The organism is Chlorogloeopsis sp. ULAP02, assembly GCF_038404745.2.
Lineage (GTDB): Bacteria > Cyanobacteriota > Cyanobacteriia > Cyanobacteriales > Nostocaceae > Chlorogloeopsis.
In genome coordinates this window covers 46,012-64,788 of record NZ_JAYKTT020000085.1, presented here as the reverse complement: position 1 = coordinate 64,788, position 18,777 = coordinate 46,012, and the positions used below count along the sequence as shown (strand labels likewise).

The 18,777-nt window shown below is 42.3% G+C and carries 21 protein-coding genes and 1 pseudogene; 6 read left to right on the top strand and 16 right to left on the bottom strand.

Annotated elements, in window-relative coordinates:
- Nucleotides 1-83: 83 nt before the first annotated feature.
- Together U2718_RS31395 and U2718_RS31390 are read right to left on the bottom strand one after the other, a co-directional pair.
- The gene (locus U2718_RS31395) at nt 84-1,076 is read right to left on the bottom strand and encodes an AraC family transcriptional regulator (protein WP_341996517.1); all 993 of its coding nucleotides are present in this window, start codon (nt 1,074-1,076) and stop codon (nt 84-86) included.
- A 324-nt stretch (nt 1,077-1,400) separates the two neighbouring features.
- The gene (locus U2718_RS31390) at nt 1,401-2,105 is read right to left on the bottom strand and encodes a polysaccharide deacetylase family protein (protein ID WP_341996515.1); all 705 of its coding nucleotides are present in this window, start codon (nt 2,103-2,105) and stop codon (nt 1,401-1,403) included.
- 240 nt (nt 2,106-2,345) lie between these two features.
- On the opposite strand from U2718_RS31390, the gene U2718_RS31385 reads away from it, so the two are divergent.
- The gene (locus tag U2718_RS31385) at nt 2,346-3,281 is read left to right on the top strand and encodes an RnfABCDGE type electron transport complex subunit D (protein ID WP_341996513.1); all 936 of its coding nucleotides are present in this window, start codon (nt 2,346-2,348) and stop codon (nt 3,279-3,281) included.
- Between the two features lie 193 nt (nt 3,282-3,474).
- A complete protein-coding gene (locus tag U2718_RS31380) occupies nt 3,475-4,848 on the top strand; it encodes a DUF2330 domain-containing protein (RefSeq protein WP_341996511.1) in 1,374 nt (457 codons plus the stop codon).
- A gap of 357 nt (nt 4,849-5,205) precedes the next feature.
- Here U2718_RS31380 and U2718_RS31375 read toward each other — a convergent pair whose 3' ends face one another.
- Nucleotides 5,206-5,988, bottom strand: coding sequence for an ABC transporter permease (locus U2718_RS31375; protein WP_341996509.1), 783 nt, complete (start codon nt 5,986-5,988; stop codon nt 5,206-5,208).
- A gap of 132 nt (nt 5,989-6,120) precedes the next feature.
- Between U2718_RS31375 and U2718_RS31370 the strand changes: the two genes are divergently transcribed.
- Nucleotides 6,121-6,744 (top strand): exopolysaccharide biosynthesis protein, encoded by a 624-nt coding sequence (locus U2718_RS31370; RefSeq protein ID WP_341996507.1) that lies wholly within the window; start codon nt 6,121-6,123, stop codon nt 6,742-6,744.
- A 409-nt stretch (nt 6,745-7,153) separates the two neighbouring features.
- Complete coding sequence (locus tag U2718_RS31365) at nt 7,154-8,470, top strand: exonuclease SbcCD subunit D (protein ID WP_341996505.1); 1,317 nt, start codon at nt 7,154-7,156, stop codon at nt 8,468-8,470.
- A 258-nt stretch (nt 8,471-8,728) separates the two neighbouring features.
- Here U2718_RS31365 and U2718_RS31360 read toward each other — a convergent pair whose 3' ends face one another.
- Nucleotides 8,729-9,256, bottom strand: a complete 528-nt coding sequence (locus U2718_RS31360) for an adenylate kinase (protein WP_341996503.1) — start codon at nt 9,254-9,256, stop codon at nt 8,729-8,731.
- A 536-nt stretch (nt 9,257-9,792) separates the two neighbouring features.
- On the opposite strand from U2718_RS31360, the gene U2718_RS31355 reads away from it, so the two are divergent.
- Both U2718_RS31355 and U2718_RS31350 read left to right on the top strand, forming a co-directional pair.
- Entirely contained in the window at nt 9,793-10,218 is a 426-nt protein-coding gene (locus tag U2718_RS31355; protein ID WP_341996502.1) for a hypothetical protein, read from the top strand.
- A 90-nt stretch (nt 10,219-10,308) separates the two neighbouring features.
- Nucleotides 10,309-12,450 carry a single-stranded-DNA-specific exonuclease RecJ gene (locus U2718_RS31350; protein WP_341996499.1) on the top strand — a complete coding sequence of 714 codons (2,142 nt, stop codon included), beginning with the start codon at nt 10,309-10,311 and terminating at the stop codon, nt 12,448-12,450.
- An 87-nt stretch (nt 12,451-12,537) separates the two neighbouring features.
- On the opposite strand, the pseudogene U2718_RS31345 reads toward U2718_RS31350, so the two are convergent.
- The 12 genes and pseudogenes from U2718_RS31345 to U2718_RS31290 all read right to left on the bottom strand — a co-directional run.
- A pseudogene (locus U2718_RS31345) lies at nt 12,538-12,762 on the bottom strand (type II toxin-antitoxin system RelE/ParE family toxin); the annotation flags it as partial.
- Nucleotides 12,759-12,989: an addiction module protein gene (locus U2718_RS31340; RefSeq protein WP_016876835.1), complete on the bottom strand. Its 231-nt coding sequence runs from the start codon at nt 12,987-12,989 to the stop codon at nt 12,759-12,761. The gene U2718_RS31340 and the pseudogene U2718_RS31345, both read right to left, overlap by 4 nt.
- A gap of 545 nt (nt 12,990-13,534) precedes the next feature.
- Complete coding sequence (locus tag U2718_RS31335) at nt 13,535-13,909, bottom strand: hypothetical protein (protein ID WP_341996495.1); 375 nt, start codon at nt 13,907-13,909, stop codon at nt 13,535-13,537.
- A 277-nt stretch (nt 13,910-14,186) separates the two neighbouring features.
- Nucleotides 14,187-14,435 (bottom strand): DUF6887 family protein, encoded by a 249-nt coding sequence (locus tag U2718_RS31330; protein WP_341996493.1) that lies wholly within the window; start codon nt 14,433-14,435, stop codon nt 14,187-14,189.
- Nucleotides 14,422-14,616, bottom strand: a complete 195-nt coding sequence (locus tag U2718_RS31325; RefSeq protein ID WP_411813397.1) for a DUF6888 family protein — start codon at nt 14,614-14,616, stop codon at nt 14,422-14,424. Before U2718_RS31325 ends, U2718_RS31330 begins: the two co-directional genes overlap by 14 nt.
- Nucleotides 14,617-14,625: 9 nt before the next feature.
- The gene (locus U2718_RS31320) at nt 14,626-14,832 is read right to left on the bottom strand and encodes a hypothetical protein (RefSeq protein ID WP_341996491.1); all 207 of its coding nucleotides are present in this window, start codon (nt 14,830-14,832) and stop codon (nt 14,626-14,628) included.
- A gap of 96 nt (nt 14,833-14,928) precedes the next feature.
- Nucleotides 14,929-15,384 (bottom strand): putative immunity protein, encoded by a 456-nt coding sequence (locus tag U2718_RS31315; protein ID WP_341996489.1) that lies wholly within the window; start codon nt 15,382-15,384, stop codon nt 14,929-14,931.
- 143 nt (nt 15,385-15,527) lie between these two features.
- Nucleotides 15,528-15,992: a GNAT family N-acetyltransferase gene (locus tag U2718_RS31310; protein WP_341996487.1), complete on the bottom strand. Its 465-nt coding sequence runs from the start codon at nt 15,990-15,992 to the stop codon at nt 15,528-15,530.
- Between the two features lie 261 nt (nt 15,993-16,253).
- On the bottom strand, nt 16,254-16,724 hold the full coding sequence (locus U2718_RS31305; RefSeq protein WP_341996485.1) for a GNAT family N-acetyltransferase: 471 nt from the start codon (nt 16,722-16,724) through the stop codon (nt 16,254-16,256).
- 199 nt (nt 16,725-16,923) lie between these two features.
- A complete protein-coding gene (locus tag U2718_RS31300; RefSeq protein ID WP_341996483.1) occupies nt 16,924-17,322 on the bottom strand; it encodes a hypothetical protein in 399 nt (132 codons plus the stop codon).
- Nucleotides 17,323-17,340: 18 nt separating this feature from the next.
- The gene (locus tag U2718_RS31295; protein WP_341996481.1) at nt 17,341-17,841 is read right to left on the bottom strand and encodes a hypothetical protein; all 501 of its coding nucleotides are present in this window, start codon (nt 17,839-17,841) and stop codon (nt 17,341-17,343) included.
- A gap of 10 nt (nt 17,842-17,851) precedes the next feature.
- Nucleotides 17,852-18,607: a TIGR04283 family arsenosugar biosynthesis glycosyltransferase gene (locus U2718_RS31290; protein WP_341996480.1), complete on the bottom strand. Its 756-nt coding sequence runs from the start codon at nt 18,605-18,607 to the stop codon at nt 17,852-17,854.
- Nucleotides 18,608-18,777: the final 170 nt, after the last annotated feature.

Below are 18,777 nucleotides of genomic sequence, written 5' to 3'. Positions count from 1 at the left end.
AATTAATGCGAAAAATTACTAACTTGGTTGATGGTGAGTATAGAAGAGAGTTAGCAGCAAAAACAACTCTGAAACGGCAAACACTATCGCAAAACGGACAATTTACCCACCAAGCAATCTCTAGGAGTAATGCCAAATTGACGTTTGAAGGCAGCGCCAAAGTGAGAAGTGTTGGAATAACCTACAATCATTGCCACTTCTGTCACAGTCACTTTCCCAGAACGCAATAAATTCTTAGCTTTTTCCATTCTTTGGCTAGTTAAATATCCAAAAACAGTTGTCTGAAATAACTCCTGAAATCCCCTGCGGAGGGTTCTTTCACTCACTCCCACGGTTTGTGCTAAATCCCATGATGATGGCGGATTTTCCAGACGGGAGAGTAAGATTTCCTTGGCTTGATAAATACAATCGATGGTTTCTTTACGTAAACCTGGGTATGGTTGCGTTTTTCCCTTTTCTGCCAGAATGGGTGCAAGTTGCAGTGCCATTAATTCTACTATTTTCCCTTGCAAATATATTCGCTTACTGATTCCTTGATAAGGACAATTGACGATTTGCTGTGTTACTGACTGGATGGCGGTTGTCGCTTCTGGAAAAGCTAATGTCTGCCAGTCGTTACCCCTATCAAAGATTTTCAATTCCGGGGGAATTTCTCCATCCTGCCCAGGAAAAAAGGTTGCCAGTAATTCCGGTGGCATAAAAATCTCAACAATAACCGTTTTTTGAAATTTGGGGCAGAAAAAATTATTAGCCCGTTGAATTCCCCCACCAGAAATAAATGTATCTCCTTTTCTTACTTGCCTAAAATCACCTTTTGTCCGTGGGAAGACAGCACCAAATTGCAAGGGATGCTGCGATTGAGGCACTTGAACGATGACATCATTATGGTATTGAGATTCCTCTATTCTCAGCCAAACTTCGGGATACACTTCAATAAATTGTAAATAACCTTTACCCAGTTGCCTGGGCATTTCACACCAAGATTCAATGGATGGCAACGCAGATTTACATATACTGTTTTGTTGTACTTCTTCCCATAGTTCTTCTGCTTCTGCTTCGGTCAGGGTGATAGTCATAAATAAAGGGTTGATAATAAATAGTATGGTTATCAAAAGTTATTATCATTTTACATGAATATATAGATTAACAATAATAGTTCTCAATAAGTAATCAAATACTAATATTGCTGCGATTGTTGCCGTTGTTAACCAAGAATGGGCGCGATCGCCTTCTGACATAGATACACCAGCCCAAGCATTACCTCAAGTAAAAGTCAGTAGAGTGGGCGATCGCAAATTTCCAGATGATTTCTCAAAGTTATCGAAGCATGGCGTTGTTAAATTTTAGGGAAGCAATTAATACCAATTCTCTAAAATTTTGCTACACATTAATACTCCGTGTCACTTTGCCTTCTTGTCCCCGCGTCCATTTGTCCCCTTGAGTTGCTGCCAAAGAGTATCTATAGTTACAAATTGATACCCTTGTTGCAGGAGTATGGGAATAAGAACTTGTGCAATTTCGGCTACATCTTCTCCACCACAAACTCCATCGTGTAACACAATAATAGAGCCATTATTTATATTCTTAAGTACACGCTGCACAACAGCTGTCACTCCTGGTCTTACCCAATCTTCTGGTACAACACTCCACATTACTGTTCGATAATCCCATTGATGCAGAAAATTCAGAGTTTTGGGTGTAAATAAACCGTTGGGGGGACGGACATCACGTACTTGTTGAGGTTCCAGGTTACAGGCTTGATAGATAGCAACTTGAGTTTTTTCTAAGCTTTGTTTTAAGTCATTAGGAGTAAGCATGGGAAAATTGCGATGATCGTAACCGTGCAATCCGATCCAGTGTCCACGATCGCATATATCTTTTGCTATCTCTGGCGAACGGTTGACACAAGCACCCAACCAAAAGAAATTTGCTGTAATGTTGTAACGGTCTAAAACTTTTAATAGTTGCGGCGTGTATTGAGGATGAGGCCCATCATCAAACGACAAGGCAATCAATTTAGAATTGCGATCGCCTTCCCAAAGACAATCGGGAAAGCGGGGTTTGAGGATAGGGTGCAAAACCGGAAATAGAGGATAAAACTGCATCTTAAACTTTACTGCTGTATGAATAGATTGTTCTTAAGGGCAGGAGATGAGGGAGATAGGGAAGATGGGGAGGATAGGGAAGAATTCTTCTTTGCGTCCCCGTGTCTCCTTGTCCCCTTGTCCTAATTTCTTCCTGCCCTCTACCTTCTCTTGTAACAAATTCTGTAACAGTGACACAGTTATTGTCTTTACCCACCTAAATTAGAACATATCTCAGGGTAAACCCTGTTTTTACGGGTAATGCTGTTCCAAGATACACGAGACTATCAAATACTTTTTCTTTCTCTGTTTTTAATTTTAGGTATAGGTACAAGAGATTGGACGTTACATCCGGAATTTATAGGAGTAACACTTGCCACCTGTTTCTCAACCCAATGGATATTCTCATCGATAAATAAGTGGAGAGAAGCCCTGCAACAAGAGGAGAGTGGGGAAGATGGGGAAGAATTTACTCTTATCACTTCCTCAACTCCTTGTCTTTGCGTTCCCGCGTTCCCGCATCCCCGCGTTCTCCCCCTCCCTATGCCCTCTTTCCGTAGTCCCTTGATTACGTCTTTAGGACTTAGTTTATTGCTGCGGGCTGACAATTGCACAACAATGGCTTTTGCTGCGGTATTAGCGATCGCCAGCAAATTTATTTTCAAAATCGACGATAAACATTTTTTCAATCCTGCCAATTTTGGCATCATTTCTGCCTTGGTATTAACTTCCGATGCCTGGGTTTCCCCTGGACAATGGGGTGAGGAATGGTGGTATGGGCTGTTATTTGTCGGAACTGGGGGCATAATTCTCAAGCGGATTGGGCGCTGGGATACTACAGCGGCTTTTTTGGTTGCATGCGCTGGTTTGGAAGCGATCCGTAACCTTTGGTTAGGTTGGACTTGGGATGTCTACTGGCATCGCTTGATGAGCGGCTCTTTACTACTGTTTGCATTATTCATGGTGACAGATCCGCGCTCAATTCCTAATTCCAGAATCGGACGTGTGATTTGGGCAGTAGCGATCGCCACATTAACTTTTATTTTGCGGAATTACTTCTTTGTTTCCACTGCTGTTTTCTGGGCATTATTTATCCTCGCCCCATTCACCATTCTGCTGGATTTTATTTGGCACGCACCGCGTTTTGGATGGGAACTTGGGGAAGGGGAGAGTGAGAGACAAGGGGAGGCGGGGTAGAGTGTGCAAATAACCGCTAACTCTAACCACTAACCACTGTACGGGCGAGTTTAAAAGATAAATTATCGGTTCTAACCCTAAGTTAATCAATAAAACCCGCACGCCAGTTGCGACAACGCGGGAAACCCGATAGGGCGCTCCCCTACTAACCACTAACTAATGACAATTGACTAATGATTAAGACTACTAACCTATGAAACCTTTAAAATTCCTAATTTCATCACTGTTGATATTTGTAGTTATTTTTTGCTTTGCACCAACAGCTTGGGCATTTTGCGGTTTTTATGTTGCCAAAGCTGATACAAAACTGTACAACAAAGCCTCGCAGGTAGTAATTGCGCGTAGTGGAGATAGCACAGTCTTGACGATGGCAAACGACTACCAAGGCAATGCTAAAGATTTTGCAGTTGTCGTACCTGTACCCACTGTGCTGCAAAAAGAGCAAGTTCGTGTTGGCAACCCCAATATTATTGAGCGTTTGGATACTTTTAGCGCACCAAGGTTGGTAGAATACTTCGACTCCGATCCTTGTACCCTAGCTTACCCAGCGACGGAAGCTCTATCTGCCGCCGCACCATCAGCAGCGAGAAATGAGGCAAGAGCTAGAAGAGACAGTGATAATTTGGGCGTAACTGTCGAAGCACGTTTCAACGTGGGTGAATATGACATTGTGATTTTGAGTGCGAAAGAATCTGGTGGTTTGGAAACTTGGCTTGTTCGTAATGGTTACAAAATTCCCAAAGGAGCGAAACAATTACTGAAGCCCTATATCCGGCAAAATATGAAATTCTTCGTTGCTAAAGTTAACCTAGATAAATTTGAGGAGACTGGCTATCAGTACTTGCGTCCACTGCAAATTTCTTATAAATCGTCTAGGTTCATGCTACCGATTCGTTTGGGCATGATAAATTCCACATTAGAACAAGATTTGATAGTCTATATTCTCTCACCGCAAGGACAAGCAGAATTAACCAACTACCGGACAGTGAAAATTCCTTCTGATGCCAATATTCCTCTATTTGTCAAAAATGAATTTGGCGGATTTTACAAATCTATGTTTAAAACAGCATACACCAGAGAAGACCGGAAAGTCGCTTTTCTAGAATATGCGTGGGATATGAGTAGTTGTGATCCTTGTTCTGCTGATCCTCTCAATCGCGAAGAACTCAAACAAGCAGGTGTATTTTGGCTAGATAATAATCCTGCTGAAGTGCCTTTTCGCGGTTCCATTATTCCTTCTAGTAACATCTTCATCACTCGTTTGCACGTCCGCTATACGCGTGACAAATTTCCTGAAGACTTAATGTTTCAAGAAACTTCTAACCGTGAAAATTTCCAGGGACGTTATATCTTGCAACATCCTTTTACAGGTGACGTCAAATGTCAGGCAGGCAGAGAATATAAGCGCTCTTTAGCCAAACGTTTTGAACAAGAAGCGCAGACTCTTGCTAAATTAACTGACTGGAAAATTCAAGATATTCGTAGAAGAATGAAGTTAGAAGGGCAGGTAAGTACTTCCTCAATTACTTCTTGGTGGCAAATAGTTCTTTCTTGGCTAGGACTGTAGTGAAGTAGAAAGGTAGCCGTCACTCGAAATGAGTGGTTAAAGCATATAACTACTTGTAGAAATCTGGGAAGATGACGGCACTTTTTAATAAGTCAGATCAGGTAGAGTTATTATTACTCAGTATACAGGGATTCTTATTTGTAAGGAAGACTGAGATTATACAAGGTCAGGCTGATAAAATACACGAGCTTATTGTCAATAATACTCAAGCTTTAACAGGCAGATTAATTAAAATAAAAAAACAAAATTAAAAAGGGACTTCAAATCAAGTTTTTATTTTCTAAGAATATTAATTAGGAGTGCGATCGCTATTTTAGAAGATAATTAGATATAAGTGCGATCGCCTAATAAAATTAACTAACTCGAAGCACTAGTATAAAATCGCAAGGCAAATCGCCAAAACCAAGTAGAAGCAAAAAATAAGATTAATGCCAGCACTGCCGCACTGATCATCCAAGTCATTTCACTTCTACCCAACATCGCTTCTGCTGGAATAGTTGTTAAAAAAGCTACAGGAACTATAAAAGTAAAGAAAAATCTGTATGCAGCAGGATAAGCAACCATCGGATACCTTCCAGCTTCCAGCAAACCCCGCAGTACTTCAGTAACGTTGTATATTTTGACAAACCAGATGCTAGTTGCTCCTAGCATAAACCAAAGACTGTAGAGAATTATCAAGCCAAAAAATAAGGGAATAATACTGAGTAAATAGTCATCCATTCCCAAACCGAGGCGTTTACCTGCATAACCGATGAGTATGCCACCAAAGACTAGATCCGGCAATCCCCACGGTGAGAGGGTATGGGTGGAAAGCCAAAATTGGCTAGGAATAGGTTTTAAGAGTACAAAATCGAGAGTACCTTCTTGAACATGGCGAACAATGCGATTTAGATTAGGGGCGAGAAAAGTAGCAGAAAAACCTTGCAATAATGTAAAAATTCCTAGAACAAGCAAAGCTGCTTCCCATGTCCAGCCAGCGAAGGTATAACCTTGACCATAAAACAAGAATAATCCGAACAAACTGCCTGCCAGATTACCCAAGCTACTGAGAGCTGCCAAAAGAAAGTTGATCCGATACTCCATCTCGGCAGCTACGGCAGTACTCCAAAATAATCTAATTACTTTTAGATATCTTTGCATAGTGAATTAAAAGGCACTGCCATTCTAGACTACCGCAGTTGATTTGATCCAAACTTTTGCACCAATTGTTGCTGGCATTGTTACCATGCAAGATCAGACGTTTTAGTAATTTATGTGGTTGATAGGAATTGTATGGCTAGACTGTCAAGCGAATTGCAACGCTTTTTTTTTGAAGAAGAACCACCATCTCAAGTGAATTTGGCAGACTTTCTGCTGTTGGCAAAGGAACGCATCTTTGGGTTTTTATTTGTGATTCTATCTTTGCCTTCAGCTTTGCCAGTACCAGCACCCGGTTACTCAGTTCCTTTTGGTATCTTAATTTTTTTACTAGCCATACAGCTAATTGTGGGTTCTAAAACTCCTTGGCTACCACAGAGGATGTTAAACCATCCGATCAAACTAGAAACAGTTCAAAAGGTTTTGAAGGCAGGTATTCCTTGGTTGCGAAGAATAGAAGCGATCGCTCGTCCTCGTCTGGTATACATTTGCACTACTTTGCCAGGTAGAGTGACCTTAGGTAGTGCGATTTCTTTGATGGCAATTTCGATGATGATTCCGATTCCGGGTACAAACACTTTGCCTGCTATGGGTATTTTTGTGACAGGCTTTGGCTTGATGGAAGATGATGGTGCAATTAGCTTGGGGGGTTTAGTCCTTTGTGTGATGGGAGGTATTTTGACTACTTCGATTCTAATGGCGTTAATGTGGGGTGGTTCTAGCTTGCTTGATGTCATTAAGACTTGGCTAGGTCGTTAAAAGCACAAGGGAAAATATTACAAAATTTAAAACCCCTCTCATTGTTGAGCGGGGTTATGTAAACTTTTTTTACTAAAACTTTCATTCACAAGTTTTAAAACAGACTCATGATGGTAATAATACTAGCGCTTGTAACCATCACTAAAGCTCCAAGAAAAATAGATTGACCTAATTGGTTTGGAGATTTTGATTCGTTCATTTTTAGATTCTTTTTATTTTTAGGGTTCTATTTAAGATATCAAAACCAGTATATTTATCAATAAAAAACCAGCAAAACTTAAAATAGCGTTACTTAACTTAGTAAAAGCAAGGGTAATTACTTAAAAAGAATAGCTAATAGCTAATGACTAATGGCTACTAATTAATTAACAATTAGCTATAAGTAACTAGCAAGTAGCAACTTACGAATATGATTAAGCTCCTCCACCTTTCAGATATTCACATGGGAAGCGGCTTCTCCCACGGACGTATTAATCCGGAGACAGGGACTAATACACGATTAGAAGATTTTGTCAATACTTTGTCTCGATGTATGGATCGAGCCCTGGCAGAACCCGTTGATTTGGTGATCTTTGGCGGGGATGCCTTTCCCGATGCTACCCCGCCGCCTTACGTTCAGGAAGCTTTTGCCAGTCAGTTTCGTCGGCTTGTAGATGCCCAAATTCCCACTGTGTTACTGGTGGGTAACCACGATCAGCATTCACAAGGGCAAGGAGGGGCAAGTTTATGCATTTACCGGACTTTGGGCGTACCGGGAGTTGTAGTAGGTGATAAGTTAACTACTCATTGTGTTCAAACCCGCAATGGCGCGGTACAAGTAATTACTCTGCCTTGGCTGACTCGTTCTGCATTAATGACTCGTCGGGAAACCGAAGGCTTATCTCTGGCGGAAGTTCATCAACTGTTAATTGAACGCCTGCAAGTTGTGTTGGAAGCAGAAATTCGTCGCCTCGATCCTAAATTACCAACTATTCTTTTAGGTCACTTGATGGTGGATAATGCTAGCTTGGGAGCAGAGCGTTTTTTGGCAGTAGGTAAAGGCTTTACAATTCCCTTGTCAACTCTGGCACGACCTTGTTTTGACTACGTAGCTTTAGGACATATCCATCGTCATCAAAACTTGAATAAATCAAATAATCCCCCGATGGTATATCCAGGTAGTATTGAGCGGGTGGATTTTAGCGAAGAGAAGGAAGACAAAGGCTATGTGATGGTGGAGTTGGAGCGGGGTAAAGTTCAATGGGAATTTTGTCCTTTACCAGTGCGGAGTTTTTGCACAATCGAAGTAGATGTATCAAAGGCAGAAGATCCACAAGCTGCAATTGCCAAAGCGATCGCCAAGCACAATATTGAAGAAGCAGTTGTCAGATTAATTTACAAGCTTCGTTCCGAACAGCTAGATTTAATAGATAACGCCGCCCTGCATAAAGCATTGAGTCTAGCTCACAACTACACAATTCAACCAGAATTAGTAAGCCAGTTAGCTAGACCGCGCGTTCCTGAATTAAGTGCCAGTAACAGCATAGATCCAATTGAAGCTTTGAAAACATATTTAAATAACCGCGAAGATTTGAAAGAGATTGCAGCATCAATGTTAGATGCAGCTCATAAATTATTAGCTGCAAACGAGGAAGATTGGCTAGAAAGCAGTTCTGGTGAAGAAAGCTCTCAGGTGGATAATCAATTATCTGTTGGTACTGCAAATTCTCAGTTAAGGCTGCTTTAAGCTGCAAAAATTGGGATGGATACATTCAAACAGAACGCCCCATGTCACCTCTGTGCGCGAATGTCGGTGATCGCCTCTTCTGTTTCTTCGAGCATCCTAAGCTTTTGCTCCTCTCGCGCAATGTACAGCCGTAGAGCTTCATTGATGATCCAGCCCTTTGTTCGTCAGAGCCAGCTCTCAAAACGGCTCACTTGGGAGCAAAACAACAGAACCCAAATTGATTAGTGAGTTGAAGCAGGTGATCGCATCAAGGCTCGGTTAGGCTGATACGCCAGTTTCTATTAATTCAATAAATTGCGAAATCTCTTTAGTCGAGCGTAGGTGATAAACACTTTTGATGTTTCGAGCCTGCTCGATATATTGACGATATTTTGGAGTCAAATATTTGTGACATAACCAAAGCACGCGGTAGCTAGTAAGGGAACTCCTCAATATTGGACTTTTTTGAGGCCAGCCTTCTGGTGGTTTAAAATAACCTGTGATGAATCGTTTGGTTACCCACCATCCATGCACATATAGCGGCAGATCGACAAAAACCAGAGTATCGGCTTCATTCAGTCGTTGCCAGAGGGTTTCCATACAACCAAACCCATCAATAATCCATCGCTCAGTCACTAAAATTTGCTGATGGGTGCGCTTATAGTCTTCGTGTGGAACCTCAGCACCACCTGATTGAAACTGAATCTTGTCCAAAACGTAAAGTGGCAAACCAGTGATTTGGGATAATCTCTTGCTGAGAGTTGATTTACCGCCTCCAGCATTGCCAAACACTGCTACTTTTTTCATTGTCACTCTCCTTTTAGTGCAATCAAGCCTGCTGAATGGAAACAACACAGATCAAGCAGGACATTCCCAAAAATTTGCACAAGATTAATCAGTATAATTGTTAAAGCGCATAAGATTGCAATTACTAATCCTAAATTCAGGCGCGATCGCGTCTGGGGAAAGTTTAGCAATAACTGCTGATCACGTTTAATTTTTTGAGGATAAAGGTGCGATCACATCTTGCTACAAACTTTTCTAGATAGTTTTATAATACAAAAATACTATAAAAATTTATAAGAAAAATGGAACAATAAAGGCAAATTTTTGCATTCTTGGGAATTAAGATAAATCATGATTTTTAGTGTTTGGTTAGCTGGGAAACGCAAAGCTAATCTTTCAAGTAATTGTTTCTAGTTACAGATGTTAGACTGGGCGATCGCATCTGAGATGATCAAGTAATTTAATGGACATAGTATCTACTCAAATCATTGAATGTAGTGTTAGGCTAAAGTATCAAAATCTACATTCCTCACTTACCAAGTATAAGTCTCTATTCCATGTCTAAGTTCGTCTCCGCTACCTTAATTGCAACAGCTCTACTTATGTTATCGGCTAGGTATTCTAGCCCCACATTTGCCGGTACTTGTGCTTCTAAATGCGGCCCCCGTTCTATTCAATTTAAGCCTGGGCAAAGCATTACACTGGAAGTCGTAAATAATACTTATAATACAGTAAATTTACAGAAGCCATATACTACCAATCCAATTATTCTACAACCCGGACAGAAATTACAGTTAGAGCAGGGAGATGGTACAGAACCCAATATCTCTCTTCTATTTTGGAATGAAGCTGGGTTGCCACTGAAGGCGACTGTCTCCAAGGCAAACTTTGCTACTTTGCGAGTGGAATTTCGTCCAACTTGGTATGCTCCAGGCGATCGCGCAATTTATATCCTTGATGATGGTAAGGTGAATATGCTTTAAAAATAAAGTATGAAGGATGAAAAATAGAAATTAGTATCAGCTCAAGCTGCTTTATCATTAAATATTTCACACTTCATCCTTTCTCTGCCTGTGCTAGACCAAACTTCAATTGCACCAGTGAAAACCCGTCGGCGCTTGCCCAACCAGCGTTGGCAGATTTACCCACAAAAAATAGAATTAGCACAAAATTTGATTGAGGCGACAAATTTATCGCCTCTCATCAATCAATTATTAATTAATCGAGGCATTGATACGCCTCTGGCAGCACAAGCTTTTTTAGATCCAGAATCTGTAAACTTGCCTTCGCCATTAGAGGAATTTCCAGATCTGGCAGTTAGTTTGGAACTGTTGCAAGATAGCGTTACCCGTAAAGAAAAAATCGCCATTTGTGGAGACTATGATGCAGATGGCATGACAAGTACTGCTTTATTGTTACGTTGTTTGCGTTGGTTGGGTGCTGAGGTAGATTACGCTATTCCCAGTCGGATGCATGAAGGCTATGGCATTAATAAACGCATCATCGAAGAATTCAAAAGTGAAGGTGTAGGGCTAGTTCTGACTGTTGATAATGGTATTTCTGCTGTTGAACCAATAACTAGAGCCAGAGAACTTGGTTTAAAGGTAATTGTCACCGATCACCACGACATTCCCCAAACTTTACCGCCAGCCAATGCCATCCTCAATCCCAAATTACTACCAGAATCTTCTCTTTATCGCGGTGTGGCAGGTGTTGGTGTTGCCTACATTTTAGCGGTGTCTTTAGCACAACAGTTAGGTAAAACCAATAGCGGCATTATCAAGCCACTCTTGGAACTATTTACATTAGGAACCATTGCCGACTTAGCTCCTTTAACTGGGGTAAATCGCCGTTGGGTGAAACGGGGTTTGCAGCAATTACCCCAATCAAAATTGCCAGGAGTGCAGGCGTTAATTCAAATGTCTGGAGTGCAGTCAAGGCAGGGAACGGGGAATATTTTTGATAATTTCTCCGCGTCTCCCACTCACCGCGTCACTGCGTCTTCTAACACGGTATCTGCGTCTTCAGCAAAATCGCTCAAGCCGGATGATATTGGTTTTCGTTTGGGGCCGCGTATTAATGCTATTGGTAGAATTGGCGATCCTCAAATTGTGATTGAACTACTAACTACGGATGATATGGGGATAGCGCTGGAACGAGCTATGCGGTGCGAAGCAATTAATTTGCATCGCCAGCAGATGTGCGAGCAAATTGAACAAGAAGCGATCGCATTAGTTGAAACAGAGTATGTGGCATCTCTACATCAAAATCGTGTTTTGGTTGTAGTTCAACCCAACTGGCACCACGGCGTAATTGGGATTGTTGCTTCGCGGTTGGTGGAACGCTACGGCGTACCCGTGTTTATTGGTACTTACGAAGATGACGATCGTATTCGCGGTTCGGCACGAGGAATACCAGAGTTTCATGTATTTGCAGCTTTGGAATATTGCCAAGACTTGCTTGGCAAATTTGGTGGGCATAAAGCCGCTGGTGGATTTTCTTTACCAGCTGAAAATTTGGCAGCACTGCGATCGCGTTTAGGAGAATTCGCCAACCAATGTCTTGAACTACAGCATCTCAAACCACTACTCAAAATTGACGTTCAAGCCAACCTCAATCAAATCGATCAACAACTTTATCAACAACTGCACGCTTTAGAACCGTGCGGAATTGACAACCCCGATCCTGTTTTTTGGACTCCTAATGTGCAAGTTATCGAACAGCAAATCGTTGGCAAAGGACACCTTAAGCTGACAGTTGCTCAAACTATGGGTGATTTGCAATTTCAAATTAAAGCGATCGCTTGGCGGTGGCGTGACTATTTCCCTTTACCAAAACGAGTAGATATTGCTTATAAATTGCGAGAAAACAATTTTAATGGCAATACAACTATTGAATTAGAATTACTTGGCGTTAGACTACCAGAGCGATCGCAGCTATTTTTTGCCTCTGCCCCTACTCCCATCAAAACCAGTTTTGAATATAATCAGCGTCAATATACCTGTGGCATTTATCAAAATGGTTCTTTACCAGAATTAAGAATTAAAAATCCTGAAGGCAAAGTCTTAGCTGTTTTGCAAGGAAATAATATTGGTTTATTGGGAATCAATCGTGAGAATGCACAAGAAGTTGATGTTACTCAACCCCAGTATGACAGCATTATTCAGGCTGCTCTTGAGGCTTTAGGTAGGTTAGCAGAAAAGTTATGCGATTAGAAACATATCTAAGGCTTACGAAAAAACCGACTTTTTCAGTACCCCGGATCGCGGCTACAGTGCATAACCGCCAAAATTTAGGATTTAGTCTTGCTCAATTGTGTAGAGAACACCATAGGGAAACCTACGCGCCATACACCGTCGAACATCTTCATCAATCGCAGCATACCGGGTTGGAGTTTCCCTGATCCGATAGACTGTATCCTCAATTACGTTTATGAACGCTTGAGCCAGCTCAACTCGCTGCTCTGTGTAGTATTGAACAGCCTCAGCGTATTCATTCAGCGCTTCAGGATGAAATACATACCTCATGGCTCAATCAGCCGTCTGACTTGCGCTAAAGCATCTTCACCTGAAATTGGTTGAACAGAGCCATTTCGCACCTCATCTCTCCGGCGCTTGGCTTCAGTCACCCAAACTGTCTGAATTACTGGATCAGTGTCGAACTCCAAGCTTTCTACCAACTTATCTGCAAGAAGCGCTCTTGATGCGCTCGGCAAGGACAGTATTTCTTCCGTCAGTTGCTCAATTGACCGCATAATCCCTCGCAGAAAGCTAAATTCTAAGCAAAATTGTAGCAAAATCTGATGTGAGCAGAGCTTGATGAAGCAGTCACCAGCATCAGGGACTGTGCTGTGTGACTAGATACGCTACTTTAAGACTTTGTCAGGTTTTGATATATTCTGTATGATTGCGAATTCAAATTTTCTAGGTTAGACGAGTACCTCTCGAAAGTAAATATGAGTCCTGAGCAACGACTAGACCACCTTTATAAAGAGTATGTTTGACTAAGCCAACAAGCAGAAGAATATATCAGAAGTGCCTTCGAGGATTTTAAGCTAATGGGGGTAATTGGCGCGACTATAGCGCTATGGAAAATTTAAATTGGTATTAGTTTTGTATGTGAGCGATCGCACTTCACTTGCTGCTATCTCTACGAGCATGACCTTCCAGTGTATCTCAGCACGTGATTATAAATCATGGAGAGTCAATATCCAAATACAAGCCCAGAGTGTGTTTGACAGTTTATGTTTCCCTCAGGGGCGATCGCATCTACACAGTTTTATGCACTTCGACTTGGAAGTCAGCGACGTTTTGGTGGAGGCAAAGTACCTATAAATTGTCCCCCATCCCATAAGGACGCTCCAAGCCAACCAGCTTCTTCAGCATCCCATAATAACTCTCCTGCGAATAAGAGTGTATTGATAAACCGCTCAACTGGGATACCCCAATGTTGCGCCATAACACTGATCATTTGTAATGATGTCGGTGTGTAATTATTTTCAAACTCTGGATAACTGCAAGACCAATGATTTATGAACTGATCAAAATAAGGATCATATTTCTCAACTGGATGAGGTTTCTTAAAATTTGTGAAGCGAACCCTGTCAAAGAAGTCTAGTTTCAGTCCAGCATCATATCCCTGTGAATCAACACCATAAATGTAGTAGTTTAACAAAGTCCCTTGTCCATTGAAGCTTCGATTGGAATAAAACGCTCTTGGTGGTACAAAATCTACACTTTGAATGCCTCAAAAATATCTTCTATTGGCATATGCACCTCGATTAGACGTACCCCCGACACTAATCCTGTCCAAACTCCAGCAGCCTAACTATTTATTGTTGTGACGACGCTTCTCAGATTTTAGCATACAATGTCAAGTTTTATACTGCGTTGGCAGAACAACGACTCAAATCAGCGGCGGCAAGTAATCTTGAACTCAATACCAGCGGCTCTCAACTGTCCGCTGCATTTGAATTGTTAGCTTGCTGGCTTCTGCGACTTCTTCCTGCTTCCAATTTTTGCCGAATCGCTGCTTGCACTTTCTCATCGAAATCAGGATCATCAGGACTAGCAATAATTCTGCGTGGACGTTGATTGATTCTGTCTAAATAGGCTTGAAAAGCAGCCTGATCTCCACGATGCTTGAGAAAATACTGCTTTAATTCAGCATCAGACATTGCATCATAATCAATTCGGCTCATCAGACACTTCTCCATTGGGTAAAATTTGGAACTCAAGCTCTTCCTCATACCCAGCGAGGACGTATACATTTTGAGTTCGCGCGTCGACGCAAATCAAATGTATGGGCTGGAGCATCGTAAACGTTAGTTGGTAACCGATACGATACAAACTCGCTAGTTGAGCAGCAGTTGCTCTAATCAAGGTTAGGGTTCAGATCCTGTCAGGACAGGTTCCCTGCCAGCTTCTTTGAGCACCTGCTTCAGCACCTCTCGGCAAATTTACCACTTGAGTCGCACCTCCAAGTTGCTGTAGTTGAACTGCACCTTCGGCTAATCGCCCGAAGGCGATTAACGAGGTGTCGGTTCCAACGAAGTGTTGTTGTGACGACGCTTCGCAGATTTTAGCATATAGTGTCAAGTTTTATACTGCATCGGCAGAACGGTTCGCTTGAGCAGTGACAAACAGGACTGAAACGAAGCACAAAGACTTTGTACATCTGCTCCAAGCGAATTGTTAGGCAGACAAACCTAGCGCGGACAGAACCAGTTCTCGGACATCATCAGGCAACCGCTCAATTTGCCACGCTCGCTCAGCTTCGATAGATGAACCAGCTTCTTGAACAGCTTTCAGCGCATATGTTGCTGCCTGTAGACAGTGATCTGCCATATGAGCGGTCGCAACGGCATGACCCGTAGCACGTGCAGCAGCACTAGCAGATTTACTCCTCACATTTCGAGCCGCATCATGTGCGCCAAATGCTGCTTTTCGCGCATCTCCGACCGAGATCTGTCCCTTTGCCCAAGCTCTTGCGCTCTCAATGGCGTGATAGGGACGATCGTCAGAACGATGCTCATAGAAGAGTGGCAACACATGCTCAGCACAGTCAGATGCCCAAGCAACCAAGTCACGATGTTCAGCACTACTGAGAGAGCCGCCTCGATGAATTGCAATAAAACGTCTGTCTCGCAAATATCCTCCTTGTCTGTCTAACGGTGAAGGTGAGCGGCGGCAGATACGACCGAAACGATAGACGCAAAGACTCTATTCGACCGCTCCACCGAATTGTTGTGCCGCTGCCACACAACCGATCTCTTTCACCTACTCACTGTACGTCATGTTACTCGAAACAAAGTGCTGTAACCTGGGAAAAACCCGTACTTTGCATAAAAATCGAACACCCTTTCGTTCCCAACGGCAACGACTAACCTTTGTTCAGTCGCTCCCTCTCTTTCCATCCATGCCAAAGCAGTTTGAAAAAGTTGTCCACCGAGCTTATTCCCTTGATAACGATCTAGAACGAATAGTGCCTCAACTTCCCCAACCCGCTCCTTCGTCAATGAAGTAACGCAAAACCCAATCGGTTCCTCTTCATCATCCACAAACACCAATTGCACTTGCAGTTTTCCATCCTGAGTCTTTTGTAATAAGCCATCATCTCGCAGACTACGAATGTACTCTTCCACACCAACAGACATTTCCCCAGCACTCTCAGCTTGATTGCTGATGAACAACTCCCAGAGCGTTCCGCAAGAGGCTAATAACTCTGAACTTCCTTCTTTGAACTGAAACGAATTCATAAGCGACAAGAAGTGCTAAAGGTGGGCATTACCAAGATTACACCTACCGAGCACCAGTTCAACTGCGATCACCCTACCAACAATTTTCAAACAACGCCCTCACCAATCACTTTACAAATCACTTGATGCTGAACTCTGACAGATATGCTTCAAACTACTGTCAACACGACCAAATGAAGCGGCACAACGACCCTGTTCAACGGCGGCAGACAACCTTGAACTGTAACCAAGATTCTCAAACTGCCCGTTGCAACAGGCTTGTTATACAGCCGTAGATTTAGAGTCAGTTATTCTAAGATGTTTCTTCATTGGAACTGCTCTATCTTCATCCGGAAATCCAACTGATTCATAACCGAGCTTAGTGTAGAAGCCGACAGCATCCGGACTCGATCCTAGTTTCGCGCACGTATACCCACGTCTCAAGATTTCCATTTCAAGACTGTCCATAATTATACGACCAATACCTCTGCGACACCATGATGAGCAAACGTATAGTCCAGTAATACAATCGTCGGAACTACTCCCCCAACCGATATTGTCTTCTTCAAAACTGGCAATAACGACATGACCAGCAGTAATGCGATCTTGGTAGTAATTAGGTGATCGCTTGTCTGCCCAAGCCTGACGATCACTTAAACTAGCCTCAGATGGAACTCCAAGAATGGAATCTCGACGAATCGCATAGATGGAGTTAAGGTCATCCAAACCTGCTGTGCGGAGTTTGATTCTCACAAATTCACTCCATCTCTTTATGAAAGAATTCCGTATAACTATTTATTATACGGAAAGTTTCCGTATAATCTTTTTCTCAATCCGAATATATCAGGCATTACAACAACTTCCTATTTGGGATATACGGAAAATTTCTTTTTTACGTCCCTGTTTGGATATTATACAGACTTGTTCCGTATAATCACCCCTAACGGGAGGATTATATGGAATCGCTAACGCGACAAGCAAAGCATAAGCGTTGAAAGAAATCGTTCTTTACCAGCACATTTGGTAGTTTGTCTGTTTCTTGAGCATATTGCTTCTTCAGGGTTTCTACTGAAGTAAGATAAGTGCGAAGGCTCTTTTCCCATTCGTCAGTACGGTAAGTTCGTAATAGTTTGAGTGCGCTCTCCTCGACCTGGTACACTGTTTTAGGACTATTAATGGGACGGTTCGGCTCATCTGGATTAGCAACTATTAAAGCTGCATCCAAAAATTGATGCACTGTCTGACGGCGAACTGTTTCTCGTGTGTTGGGTTTGTAGGTTTTGCCATAATGTTGAGCCATAAAGTCCATCATTGGTGTAATTCCCATCAAAGGGAAGTTGCCGATCGCCAAGGTTCATTTGGCTTTAAATCAAGCAGTGCAAGTAGTGTTAAGGCAGATTGGCTGAAGCAGACTGACTGCATCTTCAATAAAATCAGTCTCACGAATTTCATAATTGAAGAAAATGCCGACATTTTGACATACCCTCTCACATAACTCTAAAGTCTGATGTAAATATCCGATTAGGAAAGAGTCAATTTTGTAGGCGACAACATGCAAATTCGACGTGTATTTTTGATGTTGGCATACTCTTGCCACAAAAGCGGCTGATAATGAACCAATTCCCGCTCCTGCATCAAGCAAGGTTATTTCAGAATCCAGTTTATCAAACATTCCAGCCATCAATTCCGCTACTGGAGCAGGAGTCAAAAACTGACCAATCGAAGCCTTTTTGTCCTGTGTTAACTTTAAATTTGCCACTGTTCGGCGGAAATCAACTTCTGCAAGTAAACTCCGACGCGATAGTTCCGCCAAGTTGTTGAACTTTAAACTACTGGTATGGCTGATGGGATGTTCGCTGTTTGTCTTCACAAGCTTAAAATCAACGGATGTCTTGATAAAACTGCTTTAAGTAGTTTGCATCTACACCAATTCCCCACAAAATTCCGATATAAACGTAAATTGCGATCGCCTTTAGTGTACCCCAGCGTGCCACGCGACGATCTGAACTATGAACAATGCGATTCACCATCCGAATTCGTCCCTTTGGCAACAGTCTCAAGCACAAATCTCCATCTTCCATAATTGGCAGTGCCTCATTGAAGCCACCACACTCCCAAAAGTCACTTCGACGGCAAAACATTACCTGATCTCCAACCAAAAGCCGCAATCCCTGAAAAAATAGCAGCGGTTTAAATAGCAGCGGAAAGAAATAGGTTTTCAAGTAATTAACCAAAGATATACCCCAATGAGTTCTTTGAGCACCTGCCATCACAGAAATAAATCCCCCACAAGCAACTGTTTTGTCTGCTAAGGTTTCTTCAATTACAGCCACTAAGTCATCTGGTACCAAAGTGTCTGCATGGAGAAAGCAAAGAATTTCTCCAGTGGCACAAGAGGCTCCATAGTTCATCTGCACAGAACGTCCACGCTTTGCACACGATCTAACTTGCACCTGTGTGGCTGGAGAGAATAATTTAAAGTTGCGCTTCGCAGTTACCACCGTCTCATCTTCACTACCGCCATCTACTACTAAAACTTCCCAAGCAGGCGGATCTAGTAAAGTTAGTTGGCGCAATGTGCGTCCCAAACAGGTTGCTTCATTTAAAGTGGGAATAATTATAGAAACACGAGACATTCACTCATCCAATGTTAAATAGGGAACGGGGAATAGGGAACAGGGAACAGGGAATGGGGAAAGTAAGTAGCCGTCATGAACTGCATACACCAGCAGGCATGAAAAAGGTTCTTCCCCTACACCCCCACACCCTTACACCTCCATACCCATTTTCAAGACAGACTCTCAGA